Genomic DNA, 13,601 nt, shown 5'->3' with positions numbered 1-13,601 from the left:
TATTATACCGTATATATATAATATGTCAATAGTGTGCTTGGTTTTTCGTGGCAATTGCGACTAATAGGGTCTGTGTCTTTTTAATTTGGCTGGAGTTTAATTGAAAATGTAGCATAATGTAAATATACAATATTGCGCAACTATTTTAAATATTTCATTGCTCAATATTGCCCTTTTTCAGCTTGCAGCTTAGGTACCAGGCTCTTTTTTCAACATTCTAACTCCGGCACCCATTAATATGAATACGCTAAGCTCTTACAAAACCACGTTCTAGAATAGAAATAACTTCAGTATTAAGACTAACACCTTCGCGCTCTGCTTCTAATGAAAGTCGCTCATGTAGCGTTTTAGGAACTCTAACAATAAATTTTCCACTATATTTTTCACGCGGTAAGGGAATCGTTCTTCCACGCTTTAATTCTTCCTCGATCCAGAGCACCTTTGCTTCAGCAATCATTTTTAAAGCTTCTTCTTCTGTTTCTCCTTGGGAAATACAACCCGGTAAATCCGGAATTACAGCAACAAAACCACCATCTCTATTATCAGGAATCAGCTCTACTCGGTAATTTATCTTTTTGTATTTTAATAAATCAGATTTAATATTATTTTTTTTCATGTTAATTACTCCTCTCCACCAAGATATTTCTCAAGTACTGCCCTAACTTGTTCAACATAACACCGCTTTACAGAATTATTTTTAGGAAGTGTTATGGTCACGTGTTTTTTGTGTGAAAACACTACATGACTACCTTTTCCTTGTCGCTCTAGATAGCCAAGCGTTTTTAAAACTTTAACTAAATCAGGGTATCTTATTTCTTTCTTCTTGTTCATTAGTGCAAAAAAAAGTTTATCCAGTTTAGTCATTATTTCCCCTAACTATTATGATACTATATACAGTACTATCTCGCAAGTACTTAATTAAAAATACTATCACATCATCCCATTATTTTTTCGGCCTTGGGTGCCGAGAATGATAATGGGAGTAAAGTAATTTTACAGGAAATTTCTCAATTAAAGTGAAAATGGCTCCCATTCCAATAATCAAAGAGAAAAATGCTATTGAATATAATACTATCATCTGTTCCATATTTTTTTGTGCTCCGGTGCCGGCTTAATTCCTTATTTCAACTACGTCCCGTATCCTATAAACGGCTAAAAATATCTACTTATACGGCGCAACAACACTTCCGGTTCAAAAGGAGCAACGATATACTCATTAAAACCAAATTCAAACGCTCCTTTAAATGATTGTTCATTACAATCGGCTGATTGCAATATTGCAACAGCCTCAGGATTCTTCTCTTTGAGCATTTTACATATATCATAACCATCGTAGTGAGGCATCATCTTATTGATAATGGCCGCATCAAACATCGTTTCCTTAATATATTCAGCAGCCTTAACCGAGTCTGAGGTTGTCGTCACTTCTAAGGGACGCCCATTGATTTCACCTTCCCCTTTAAACACACCGTCAATAAGTTCCGCTACATCTTCGTTATCATCCACATTAAGTATTTTTATCGGTTTCTTTTTCGCCATCTCATTTCCCCTTCAGGTGAATTCCAATGTCATTATACTTGATGCTTGGTGGCGGACTATTTGCTCCCTCTCCTCTTGGGAGAGCAGTGCCTGGCGAATGCCGGGGGCCAGGATGAGGGACTATACCAATATACTAATCAACGTCCCGGATCATAAATTAACAAGTTAACTCCTGGGCTTCCCCAAAAAAGTAGACACACCGAAAAGATAATATTAAAGTCTAATCGGAGGTGTGTCCATGGTAAAGAAACACAAATTCAGAAGAAAGTTCGACAAGGCATTTAAACTCCAAGCAGTCAAGATGGTACTTGATGAAGGCATTCCAGTAATCGAAGTTGCTAAGAAATTAGAAGTCAATCAGGTAATAATCCATAGATGGAAGCAAGAATACGAAGAAATGGGTGAAAAAGAGTCGTTTCCAGGTAAAGGCCATCAGTCAGCCGCAGAAGAAGAAAATCGTATTTTAAAAAAGAAGTTGGCTGATGTAGAGGAAGAGCGTGACATATTAAAAAAAGCAGTGAGCATCTTCTCAAAAACATCCGAATGAAGTACATGTTTGTTGAGCAGTACCGCTCCCAATTTCGGGTGGAGAGGATGTGTCATGCATTAGAAGTATCGCGGGGCGGATATTATTTATGGCGTCGAAGAAGTCAATGCCAGCGTGATAAATATAATGAAGTGTTGGTTCGAGAAATAAAAATCGCGCATCAACAAAGCCGCGAGTTATATGGTAGCCCCAGAATAGCCTGTGAATTAGTCGACAAGGGCTACCAATGCAGCAAGAACAGAATTGCACGTTTGATGCGCAGATATAAGATCAAAGCGAAGATCAAACGAAAATTCCGTAGAATAGGTAGCAAAGCGGTATTAGCAACCTATTCAGATAATTTGTTGCAGAGGAAATTCGATGTTGAGCAACCCAATCAAACTTGGGTAACTGACTTCACCTATATGTGGACTCGAAAAGGTGGTGCTTATTTAGTAGCGGTGTTGGATTTATTCTCAAGAAGGATCGTTGGTTGGGCGATTGGTAAACAACCAAACACGCAACTATTAAAAGAAGCAATGCTTCGTGCTCTCTGGAAAAGAAAACCAGAACCAGGATTGATGGTTCATTCAGATAGAGGTAGTCAATATGCAAGCTATGACTACAGAGATTTCTTAAAGGAACATGGGTTTGTTGCCAGTATGAATCGGCAAGGTAATTGTTGGGATAATGCCGTGATGGAATCATTTTTCCACACACTGAAAATGGAACACGTTTACTGGTGTCATTATGAATCTGTTGAAGAGGCTGAATCCAGCCTCTTCAACTACATCGAATTGTTTTATAATAGTTATCGTCGGCATTCATATTTGAACTACAAGAATCCGGCTGAATTTGAGCGGTTGAAGAATGTATCTTAACGGTGTGTCATTTTTTATGGGGCAAGATCACTCCGGCACCGATCAATGATCGGAAGGCATCTTTGAATTAAGTATCCAAGGAAGCCCCCTGCTTAATTCCTTATTTCAAATACGTCCCGTATCCCGTCCCGTATCCGAGCCATAGTGACTTGATGCCAGAGTTTCCCTACTACTCACAGAAGTATACCTCAGTTTTCTTTTCTTTTGAACCCACGGATAATCCAACCTACTGACCATCCAAATATATAAATACCAATTATAAACATTAGCCAAATACCGATATATTTACTAATAACTAGCACTTGTGATCGAAATAAATTGTTTAGCTTATTTTCGTGCAATGCATTCATTTTTGAAAAATTTAGGTTATACTCACTTACTGGATCAGAAAAATTTTGTTGTATCCTCCTAATTAATTCTTGATCTTCTATTCACTCTTTGAATCTATATCTAAATCGCAATTCTCCAAGAGAAAGATCTTTGTACTCTTCTAGTGTAAGCACTAATTCAATCGTATCGTTTACCCAATAATGATAGATACCGCTTTTAGTTGGTATTTCCCCAATTAATAAAAGACCCGGAAATAACAATAAAACAATCCCTAACATTATCCATATTCTTTGCCAACCGTTCGGTACTTTCGACACCTGCATACTCCCTCATTGTGTATTGGAGGCCGGAGTCAGTTTGTCAGTTTAAGACACCTGCCCCATCTATAACCGTATTACCGCGTTCTTGGTGCCAGAGTTCGATTGTTCAAATAAGGGCGTTAATGGAACAATTGAACTCCAGCAGTATTCCGTAAGCTAGTATAATTTATTTATCTTTTTAAACATGTCTTCAAATCTATTTAATGTGTTTTTCGAAAAGTATTTAGAATCAACAGACATTTTTGCCATTTGATTCGCCGGTCTATAGTGATTGAAATGATTTTTGCTTATAAGTTTGTTAATCTGTTGAAGGATATTTGGTAGTTTGCCATCCAAATCAGTTACTACAAAATCTTCAAATTCAATGAATGCTTTATTAAACATATCCAAATACTCTGATTTTTCAAACAAGTCTTCAATGTCCGCTTTATCATTTGATGTTTTAATAAACTCATCAAAATACCTAACATTTCTATCTTTTATGATTTTAATTTTTATCAGATCGTCAATTCTTTGTTTCCCTTTTTGGTCTGAAAATGAATCAAGTAAACAAACAATATTCAACTTACTACCTCTCAACAATGAAATAAAAGAAGCGACTTTATCCATTCCACCAATCGGAACAATTGTGATGTTTTCCTTTAAGCATTCTCGCTTTTCAGATTCTAAAATACTGCTTAAAATTGAAAGATATAACAAATCGGCTGGACCTTCGACCAATAAATTGTTTTTTGAAATGAATAGGTTTTGCGCTATGTCGTAACCTAAAGCAGCTTGCAATGGAAACAAAGTTTCGGGGTCTTTTTCTTGAATTGCACTTGAAACAATACTACCCGAATCACTATCATATACCGTTCTCACTCGTTCCAAATGGTTAGAATCTATCATAAATGGCGAGTGTGTTGTATAAATCACCTGATATTCTTTTGCTAAATCTTCAATATAACGAAGCAAATCTGCTTGTGCTGATGCGTGAAGATTTAATCCAGGCTCATCAAGTAAAAGAATAAAATTCTTATTTCCATCACTTTGTATTTTGCTGAACCATACTATAAAAGAAAAGAACCAATTAAATCCTTTGCTTCTATTTTTCAAAGGCAAAGAAACTCTATGGCGTGTGTTCCTAACTCGAATATCTAAAACTTTTTCTATGACACTTGTGTTCTGTTGATTCACAACTGGTTCAATTTCAAACTTAATTTCTAAGTTCTCATTGGTTGACCAGTATTCAAAAATTTGATCAGTTATTTCATTCGAGGTCGCTTCAAGTTCGGCAACAAAGGTTTCAAATGTACTTGCATCGATAAGCTTTGCAATATCTATCCCTGCAAGTTCAAAAAGTGCTTTCGATGTCTTTAATGCTTCTGCCGTTAATTCAGCATCAATCTGATTACTTTGCAAACGATTAATATTTACTCTTGATGGTAGAGAAAAGTATTCATCAAAATACCAAACTTTCGGAAAATTTGGTTTAAGATAATTTTTAGCAATATAACCTTGAATGACATCATCCCATTTATAGGCTTTATCAATATATTCCTTTTCTAACTCCTGATATAATTTCTTTACTTCCTCATTTTGAGTTGAAACAGCGAGACTCCCGAGTGCTTTAATTGACTTAATACCTTTCAATTCTTCTATTGCCTCTGGCGTAAGCTCTTTTGCTTTAATGTAGGTCTTCAGAAAAACTTCTTCGTTTGCTGACAAGTCATACCAAGCGTCATTCCCTTCATACTTGATGCCATAAGAAAATGACTTTATTTTAAAAACATTTTCTCCTAAATCATCCGAAATTTCTTTTAAAAGTTCATCCGTGATTTCAAAAGTACACTTGATAACCTCTACTGGATCCTTATCTCTTTGATATTTTTTCAACTCGCTTCTTGGGTAATCTGCTGTAACATCAAACTCAAATTCCAGGTCTTTTTCAAAGTAATTAAACTTTGCAATTGCTTCAAGAAATGCGGTTTTACCTGATTCGTTTTTTCCAACAAGTGTGGTAATCGCATCTTCTATTGGAACTATTTGTGTTGCAAGATAGCTTTTATATTTCGATACTTTAACTTCTTTTAATTTAAGCATGTATTCCCTCCCTTTATTTATCTTGGGTACCGGAGTCTGAATATACGAACAAGCTTATTATTCGATTAATCAAACTCCAGCACCGAAATATTCGGAACACCTACTTCCACGTTTTACAGTATTCCTCCAGTTCCATACAATTCCTCTAACGATTTCTCCTCGTTTAAAATCGGATCAATCACTTCCAACAATTCTTCTCGCGTATCGCTATATTTATAAATTCTTCTCGTGTTTTCACCAAACATCTCCAAGGAATTAATTATCAAGTAATTCGTTTCCAAACGATAATCTCTTTCAATAATATGTGATGATTGACACATCCACAGTGTTTCTATTATTTTTTTCCCCAACAGTTTTTCCCCATCAACCAAATCCAATATTAGACTATGGTAGTTCTCGTTATATTGATTCCTATTAGTAACAGTGGCCCAAGAATTGTAGTAATTAAAAACCGTTGTCCTCTCGCTTGTTCTAACCCCTGCTTTTCCTTCTCCATAAATAAATAACAAATGATATTTTGCTTCATCAGGATATTCAGTTAACTTATATCCAAGATACTGAAGGATATTTTTTATTTTATATTTTATTTCTTTCTCGAGGAGTATATTCTTAGCTTCAGGATTGATATGAACATATATCTGACCATCTTCCAGCTCATTTGAAATGCTCTTCCTATTTGGCTCAGTAAAACTATCAACTGTAATTAATCCATGCATTCGGTAAGTGCAACTTTGAATCACTAAAAAGAGCATTAAAATCGCTAATTGTTTCATATTTATTCCCTCATGTTTGATTGTTTTGGTGCCGTGTTTTTTGCGTTGGGGTCCGGAGTCAGTTTGTCAGTTTAAGCAAACCACCCTATCCCCTCTCCCAAACAAAAAAAAGACGCACATATTTCTATGCGCGTCTTGGTTATCTCTCTTCTTCTATACTTTCCGGATTTTTTGTGAGCATGGTTATCTCCATCCGAATTTATTTATTTAGGGAGTACTTATATACAAATCACCATTTCCTGGATCTTTTGAATCACGAACATATCATAACCCCATTCATTGGATTTGCAAGGTTTTTTGTGCGGTGTGCCGTATCGTAGAGACGTTGCATGCAACGTCTCTACACAAACGCAACGTCTTTACAACCGATCCAATCACATTACGTCATTCTTTTTCATAGCATTACGCAATAAAACTCTTAATACTCCAATATCAAATGGTTTTGACAAACATGCAAAAACATCCATTTTTATTGCTTTGCTCTTTATTTCCTCATTTAAATTAGCAGAATAAATAATAGTCTTTATTTTTGTTGCTCCCCTGGTAACTTTTTCAATTAATTGAATACCATTCATTCCCGGCATGTTGTAATCCGTCAAAACAATGTCCGGTTTGCATTTGTACAGATATTCCAGACACTCTTCCGCACACAACGTTATTGAAATATCAAATTCTTCTTCCAGAGCTAATTTAAGTGCTACTAAAATGGCATATTCATCGTCAACAATAACTATTTTTATTTTCCTATTATTTTCCATCGGTTTTCCTCCGGTTTTTAGGTCAATTTCAGTATAACTCTTTTCACTCTCTTATTCTATATACTTTTTTTCTTATTTCCATAAAATCGCTCCATGCCTATAAAATCCAGTACCAAAAATGTAATTCTTAAAACTTTTGGGTATGTCGTTAAATCCCGGCGGCATAGACTCAATATTTCACAAATGGAACTTGCTGAAAGAGCGGACCTTCATTTTACTTACATCAGTGATATCGAATTGGGAGGTAGAAATATTGCCCTGTTGAATATTTTCCGACTAGCAATAGGGTTGGAACTCCCACCGGAAAAACTTATTAAAGAAGTGATTTTGCAACTTAAGAAAGATAATAAAGATTTTGATATGAAAGCGTTCTTTACAGAATATGACAAAAAAGAACGGGTGCGCAGGGGTAAAGGTAAAAAAACGAAATCATCGTCTAAATAACAGCATCATATAGCCGAAGCGAGATTGTCTTGCTTGATGGCTTCAAATTCGAAAATACGACCTTCTTCCCTTTTTTCCAGTTAATATACCGGGTCGAATCCTCTCTGGACCAAAAATCTCTTTCCTGATCTTCATTGTTGAAGTGATTGATTTTCTTTCTCATAAGTCCTGGTATGCCTTTCTTTCGTTTCTGTTCATATTACGGGCCGAGATGACTCTCAATTTTTTTTCCGCGAATCGTAAAAACCAAGAAAAGTCGTCTTTGCTCGTCGGTTTTGCCAACCCTTCACAAAACAACGACCTCCCCTAATTAGACAGATATCCGGGGATTTCATTGCACTTTTTTCTACATTTTTTTATATACCAATCGTAGAGACGTTGCATGCAACGTCTCTACACGTCCTAGGGGACATGTCCAACTTCAAACTTTGGCCATTGGCTCAGGTAATAATGATCTGGAATGCGATACCTCGCCAGCAGGTGTCTGGATCGTCCTGTGCGCGTTTGCGCCTTCTACTTACGATTTTCTATTTTCGTATTTGTCTTGGTTTTTCAGTTTGACCCCCACGGTACCAAATACCATTCTCTAACGACTATCTCTTATCTCTTCAAATATCAACCCCAGCGCTTTCTCGTGCTTCTGAAGAACTGCACGTTCCTGACTGGTTACTATCGAAATGGCAACACCGGCTTTGCCATTTCTGCCTGTGCGCCCCACTCGATGCAGATAGCCATCAACGGTATCAGGCATATCAACATTAAATACGTGGGTAACATCTTTTATATCGAGTCCCCTGGCGGCAATATCAGAGGCAATTAGAGCACTTAACTTTCCGGTGCGATATTTTTCCATTGTTGCTTTACGGTCCATTTTATTGTCTTCGCCATGGAGACTGGCGACTTTGACACCATGGTATTTTAATTCACTGACGATTTTTTTAATTTCCTTAGCTGTATTCGCAAAGACCAGCGACTTTGCGGCTTTCGTATGAAAGATAAGCTTTCTTAGCCTATCAATCTTATTCTCATAGGTTGTGGTAGTAAACCGATGCTCGATTGTACTTGGTATGTTGGGGGTGGTATCTGCTTTCAAAAACTGAGGATTCTTCATTATAGATTTGGTCGTTTCTATAGTTCTAGGTGAAATGGTAGCTGAAACAAGTACCATCTGCCGATCACGCGGCGTTGTTTTTATAACGTCATTAATACTCTTACTATTTTTTGCATCAAACAACCTATCTGCTTCGTCAACAATAATGGTCTTAATCGTATGAGCTGATATTTTTTTCTTCCCAATCAATTGCAATACTCTGCCGGCAGTACCAATTATAATTTGCGGTTTATCACGCAGTTTTAATACTTGCCGTTCAATATTAACGTTCCCTATGATGACAGCACCGGTTAATGCTTTGTCTGAGTTTTGAGACAACCGTTCAACTTGACGTAATATTTGCACAGCCAGCTCGTGAGTAGGTACAAGAACCAAGGCTTGCATCTCTCTAATGGGTTGCAATTTTTCAAAGAGCGGCAATAAGAAAGCCAGCGTCTTTCCTGTCCCTGTTTGAGATTGAACTATTATATCGCGATGCTTGATCGCCTCTGGAATAACCAATGCCTGTATCGGCGTAGGTACAGTAATCTGTTCTACAGCCAGTGCTGCAACCAGACGTTGAGATATACCAAGTTCCTTAAAAGACACACTCATTAAAACTCCTTATCTCTCTTGGGTGTTCGGGCACACGCTTTGTTTATTAGTTTAATAATATATCATACGAATTCAGGTAAAAATGATCGGAATACGAAACCTAGACAGCAGGTGTCTGGATCGTCCTGTGCGCGTTAGTAGAGACGTTGCATGCAACGTCTCTACTACTGATTTATTCACAATTATTTCAAATTCAACCTATAACTCACGCTTCTGCCTTTGGCCTCATTTTGAACAACAACACTTTTTTAAGCAGGTCGTCTATTTTTCCCGAACCCAGCGACCCCCGTAACCGGCGCCAATTTTACCAACATACGAAGCATACTTGTTTAAGTGATCAGCTCACGGCAAAATGCTTCTAATGGACCATAATTGCCCCGGTCCGCCTCCTGCATGGACTTGATATATATTTCCCGGATTTTTGTTTTCTCAATCAATTCCTTATCCGGCCAGTTGGGCAATTTTTCACCCCGACCGAAAAGAAATATATCCGAAATCAGCCTGGCATGTCTTCCGTTTCCGTTGAAAAAGGGGTGAATTTTTACCAGTCTATGGTGTATATAGACACTTCTATCAAACACACTCAACGTATTGTCTTTTTCCCAAAATTCAATATCCCTGGCCAAATTATGTATATCTATAGGTATTTGAATCGGTTCCACACCAAAATTTAAGGAGACCGTCCGAAAGGCCCCTGCCCAGGTCCAGGTTTGTTCAAACATTTCTTTATGCACTTTTTTTATAAACTCAACTGTCATTAAATACTTCCTGCGCTTTAATAGGTATTTGCGTGTAGCCTGGGCAATGTTAGATGCTTCATATTCATTAAGCTGGGTTTGGGGTTCTATGTGTTTCGGGATTAAATGAGAGACATCGCCTATAGGAGTCGCATCAGGAACAGCTTCAAATCCAGGCATTTATTCTTCCCAGAGCGAAGTGTTGGGATTGTTCGTAAGTTCACGTGTTAGTTCATCCAATTCCTTATGATATGTTTTATCGTCAGGCGCCTGATTTTCAAGTGCCATATTAGCGTATGTACGCTTTAGTATCCGCTCAGCGGTTTTTTTGGCCTGGAGTTGTATCATTTCTTCAAGCGTAACCGGCATCGAAACACTCATTAAAAGTTGGCCATTAAAAATGCTAATATATCGTTCGAGTGTTTGTAAGTTGGCTGAAGACAGATTTTTCTCGAGTTTGGTCACTGCCTGCCTGGTTATACCAAGCCGCTTGGCCACTTGTTTCTGAGTCATGCCCAGAGATTTTCTAATATCTTTTAGACGCCGGCCAAACTTAACTATTGGCATAGGATTGCCTGATTTTGTAAGTTCAGATAATTGTCTTAATTTTAGTGAACTTGTTGTCATATTATCCTCCCCTACAAAAGCAACTTTAAAGTGTCTTAGTTATAACAAAAAAGAAACCTTAAGGTTGCTTTTGTAAAACTATAGCAAATATAATAACAACTGACAACTATAAATGACTTCTGAGGGGCTTTTTTTACATTTTTTATATACCAATCGTAGAGACGTTGCATGCAACGTCTCTACACAAACGCAACGGCTCTACACAAACGCAATATCCCTCCACGGGTGCAACGGCTCTACGGTCTTCCACATTCCACGGTAATTGCCGACAATGCCTGACACCGCCACTTTTATATAGACAAATCTAACTTTACAGTTTATATTTGTCTATATGCTAAACAGACACATTGAACCTACCATTAAAAAATATGCCAAGGAGTATCCGATACTGGCGGTTGTCGGACCCAGACAAAGCGGCAAAACAACCTTGGTAAAAAAACTTTTTCCCAAGCACCACTATCTTTCACTGGAAAATCTTGATCTTAGGCGGCAGGCGGAAGATGATCCGCGGGGTTTTTTAGCCGATTTTGGTAACAAACTTATTCTTGACGAAATACAGCGCGTCCCTTCTTTGTTCTCTTATCTTCAGGAATTAGTCGATACCAACCAAACACCCGGCCAATATGTTCTCACCGGATCACAACAATTCCTGCTGATGGAAAACATCTCACAGTCGTTGGCCGGCCGCATTTGCTATTTCAAATTATTCCCGTTTACTTATCGGGAATTAACTCAGCAATCCCCGGACAAGGATCTTGATTCAATCATAACACCTAAAAAACAGGCGGAGATAAACCCACCCGCACTCAATAAACTTTTATTGAATGGCTTTTATCCACGTATTCACGACAAACATTTATCCGCATCCAAGTGGCTTGAAAATTATGTTCTCACTTATCTCGAAAGAGACATTCGCAGTTTAATTGACATTAAAAGCCTGCGTCTTTTTGAGGATTTTATAAAAATACTGGCTGCTTACTCCGGTCAGCTTGTCAACTATGCGGCAATCTCTAATCTGATTGGAATTTCGCAGCCAACCATAAAAAAATGGATTTCCCTGCTGGAAACAAGTGGTGTTATTTTTATTCTTTCACAGTATTACCGGAATTATTCCAAGCGAATTGTTAAAACACCAAAGATTTATTTTATTGATACCGGTCTGTTGTGTTTTCTGCTCTCAATCTATTCGGAAGAACAATTAAAAGCACACCCAAATTACGGAAATATTTTCGAATCATTTATCATAAGTGATTTGTACAAACGGATTCACCATACCGGACACACACCGCCACTGTTTTTCTGGAGAGATAAAACCGGCAATGAAATTGATCTACTGGTGGATCTGGGTTCCTATCAATTACCGATTGAAATTAAATCATCCAAAACATTTTCCGCTTCTTTCAAAAAATCAATTTCATACTGGTTTACTTTAAAAGGCAACGCCAATACAAAAGGATTGATTTTATACAACGGAGTACAACCCCTTGGTTCAACTTCTGACATCCGCGCCTATCCCTGGTGGCTCCTGTAGAGACGTTGCGCCTGTGTAGAGACGTTGTAGCCCTGTAGAGCCGTTGCATGCGTAAGTGCCCGTTTTTGGGGTGCAACGGCTCTACGAAACCAATCCGATCACAATTATTTCAAATTCAACCTATAACTCACGCTTCTTCCTTTGGCGTTATTTTGAACAATAACGCTTTTTTTAAGCAGGTCATCTATTTCTCTAAATGCCGTGGCCCGGCTGACGCGGGTCACGGCTCCATATTTTTTGGTCGTCAACTGAGGTGCTGTTTGATCTGAATCAAGTAAGTTGTTAATCACTTTTTTTTGTCTTTCATTTAATGTTGTTTGTCCATGTCTGGCCCAAAAATCCGCTTTTATTAGTACATCTGAAATTATTTTTTCCGAATCATCAATAGCTCTTGAAAAACATCCTAAAAACCAACTCAGCCATCCTGTTATATCCAGGCCGCTTTTTTGTTCTTTTTCCAATACTGCATAATAATTTTTTCTTTCCTTTAATATCCTCGCTGACAATGAATAGTAGCGTGTAGGCAGCTGCTCATCCCGGGCCAGGGCCATATCAGTTAATGCTCTGGCAATTCTTCCATTACCATCCTCAAAAGGATGAATGGTCACAAAATAAAAATGTGCCAACCCTGCCTGAATAATGCCGTCTAATGACTTTGATTCTTTTTCAAACCATTTGATAAAAGTTTTTATCTCTCTTTTAAGTCGTTCCTGTGGCGGTGCTTCATAATGAACTTTTTCCCTGCTAAAGGGACCTGACACTACTTGCATTACTTCCGGTCCCCGCCAGTCACTTACTTTGACTTTGCGGTAACTGGAAAACCCGGATGGAAAAAGCGCAGCCTGCCATCCCTGTAATCGCTTCTCAGTTAAAGGCTGCTGAAAATGTCCGGTCGCCTCTAAAAGCACATCAATCAAGCCTTCGGCAGATCGATCTACAACTATTTTTCTTTGATCCGGTAGTCCTAATCTTTTGGCAATAGAGGACCTGACTGCTTCCGGGTTGAGGTTGTGCCCTTCAATTCCAGAAGTTGTCATGGTTTCCTGAAAAAGAATTTTGGCGCTCGACTCTAACATCAATTTAAACCCCAGTTGGGAAACACGTTTAAGAAAGGCCCCCTGTTTGAAGCGTACTTCACCCAGGACTTTCAAAATTTCACGATCATGCCACCTAAAGGCCGGCCAATCTTTATGCTGCCAAATATAGTCCATATATCTCCCTCTGTTGCGAGGCGATTAGGGTGTATAATCGCTTCATTTTATGAAGCGATTATACACCCTAATCGCCTCATGGTCAATGGCGATTTTTTCGAATTTTGGTGCCTGCTTGGTGCCGGAACTTGAATGGA

Annotated in this window: 16 protein-coding genes; 4 read left to right on the top strand and 12 right to left on the bottom strand. The window is 38.1% G+C overall.

Going from position 1 to position 13,601, the window contains the following annotated elements; translation table 11 throughout:
- Positions 1–247: 247 nt before the first annotated feature.
- From K8S19_01690 to K8S19_01680, 3 genes are all read right to left on the bottom strand, one after another.
- A complete protein-coding gene (locus tag K8S19_01690; protein ID MCD4812397.1) occupies positions 248–616 on the bottom strand; it encodes a type II toxin-antitoxin system HicB family antitoxin in 369 nt (122 codons plus the stop codon).
- A gap of 5 nt (positions 617–621) precedes the next feature.
- Positions 622–864 carry a type II toxin-antitoxin system HicA family toxin gene (locus tag K8S19_01685; GenBank protein MCD4812396.1) on the bottom strand — a complete coding sequence of 81 codons (243 nt, stop codon included), beginning with the start codon at positions 862–864 and terminating at the stop codon, positions 622–624.
- A 288-nt stretch (positions 865–1,152) separates the two neighbouring features.
- Entirely contained in the window at positions 1,153–1,539 is a 387-nt protein-coding gene (locus tag K8S19_01680) for a response regulator (GenBank protein MCD4812395.1), read from the bottom strand.
- A 238-nt stretch (positions 1,540–1,777) separates the two neighbouring features.
- Here K8S19_01680 and K8S19_01675 point away from each other — a divergent pair, with 238 nt between their 5' ends.
- On the top strand, positions 1,778–2,086 hold the full coding sequence (locus K8S19_01675) for a transposase (GenBank protein MCD4812394.1): 309 nt from the start codon (positions 1,778–1,780) through the stop codon (positions 2,084–2,086).
- Entirely contained in the window at positions 2,083–2,946 is an 864-nt protein-coding gene (locus tag K8S19_01670) for an IS3 family transposase (protein MCD4812393.1), read from the top strand. The genes K8S19_01675 and K8S19_01670 overlap by 4 nt, the downstream gene beginning before the upstream one ends.
- 431 nt (positions 2,947–3,377) lie before the next feature.
- On the opposite strand, the gene K8S19_01665 is transcribed toward K8S19_01670, so the two are convergent.
- From K8S19_01665 to K8S19_01650, 4 genes are all read right to left on the bottom strand, one after another.
- On the bottom strand, positions 3,378–3,593 hold the full coding sequence (locus K8S19_01665) for a hypothetical protein (protein MCD4812392.1): 216 nt from the start codon (positions 3,591–3,593) through the stop codon (positions 3,378–3,380).
- A gap of 159 nt (positions 3,594–3,752) precedes the next feature.
- Positions 3,753–5,678: an AAA family ATPase gene (locus K8S19_01660; protein MCD4812391.1), complete on the bottom strand. Its 1,926-nt coding sequence runs from the start codon at positions 5,676–5,678 to the stop codon at positions 3,753–3,755.
- Between the two features lie 113 nt (positions 5,679–5,791).
- Positions 5,792–6,451 (bottom strand): hypothetical protein, encoded by a 660-nt coding sequence (locus tag K8S19_01655; protein MCD4812390.1) that lies wholly within the window; start codon positions 6,449–6,451, stop codon positions 5,792–5,794.
- Between the two features lie 374 nt (positions 6,452–6,825).
- A complete protein-coding gene (locus K8S19_01650; protein MCD4812389.1) occupies positions 6,826–7,209 on the bottom strand; it encodes a response regulator in 384 nt (127 codons plus the stop codon).
- Between the two features lie 93 nt (positions 7,210–7,302).
- On the opposite strand from K8S19_01650, the gene K8S19_01645 reads away from it, so the two are divergent.
- Positions 7,303–7,653 carry a helix-turn-helix transcriptional regulator gene (locus K8S19_01645; GenBank protein ID MCD4812388.1) on the top strand — a complete coding sequence of 117 codons (351 nt, stop codon included), beginning with the start codon at positions 7,303–7,305 and terminating at the stop codon, positions 7,651–7,653.
- Here the strand turns inward: K8S19_01645 and K8S19_01640 are convergent.
- The 4 genes from K8S19_01640 to K8S19_01625 all read right to left on the bottom strand — a co-directional run bounded on the left by K8S19_01640 (position 7,646) and on the right by K8S19_01625 (position 10,722).
- Complete coding sequence (locus tag K8S19_01640; GenBank protein ID MCD4812387.1) at positions 7,646–7,816, bottom strand: BrnA antitoxin family protein; 171 nt, start codon at positions 7,814–7,816, stop codon at positions 7,646–7,648. The genes K8S19_01645 and K8S19_01640 overlap by 8 nt on opposite strands.
- Before the next feature lie 423 nt (positions 7,817–8,239).
- Entirely contained in the window at positions 8,240–9,358 is a 1,119-nt protein-coding gene (locus K8S19_01635; GenBank protein MCD4812386.1) for a DEAD/DEAH box helicase, read from the bottom strand.
- A gap of 329 nt (positions 9,359–9,687) precedes the next feature.
- Positions 9,688–10,275, bottom strand: coding sequence for a mobile mystery protein B (locus tag K8S19_01630; protein ID MCD4812385.1), 588 nt, complete (start codon positions 10,273–10,275; stop codon positions 9,688–9,690).
- Entirely contained in the window at positions 10,276–10,722 is a 447-nt protein-coding gene (locus K8S19_01625) for a helix-turn-helix domain-containing protein (protein ID MCD4812384.1), read from the bottom strand.
- 331 nt (positions 10,723–11,053) lie between these two features.
- On the opposite strand from K8S19_01625, the gene K8S19_01620 reads away from it, so the two are divergent.
- Entirely contained in the window at positions 11,054–12,253 is a 1,200-nt protein-coding gene (locus tag K8S19_01620) for an ATP-binding protein (GenBank protein MCD4812383.1), read from the top strand.
- Between the two features lie 104 nt (positions 12,254–12,357).
- On the opposite strand, the gene K8S19_01615 is transcribed toward K8S19_01620, so the two are convergent.
- Positions 12,358–13,464: a Fic family protein gene (locus tag K8S19_01615; GenBank protein ID MCD4812382.1), complete on the bottom strand. Its 1,107-nt coding sequence runs from the start codon at positions 13,462–13,464 to the stop codon at positions 12,358–12,360.
- Positions 13,465–13,601: the final 137 nt, after the last annotated feature.

This window comes from bacterium, assembly GCA_021108215.1.
Classification (GTDB): Bacteria; Oederibacteriota; JAAXVQ01; order JAAXVQ01; family JAUVAV01; genus JAIORK01.
The sequence above is the reverse complement of the archived record's forward strand: the minus strand, read 5'-3'. Positions and strand labels throughout refer to the sequence as shown.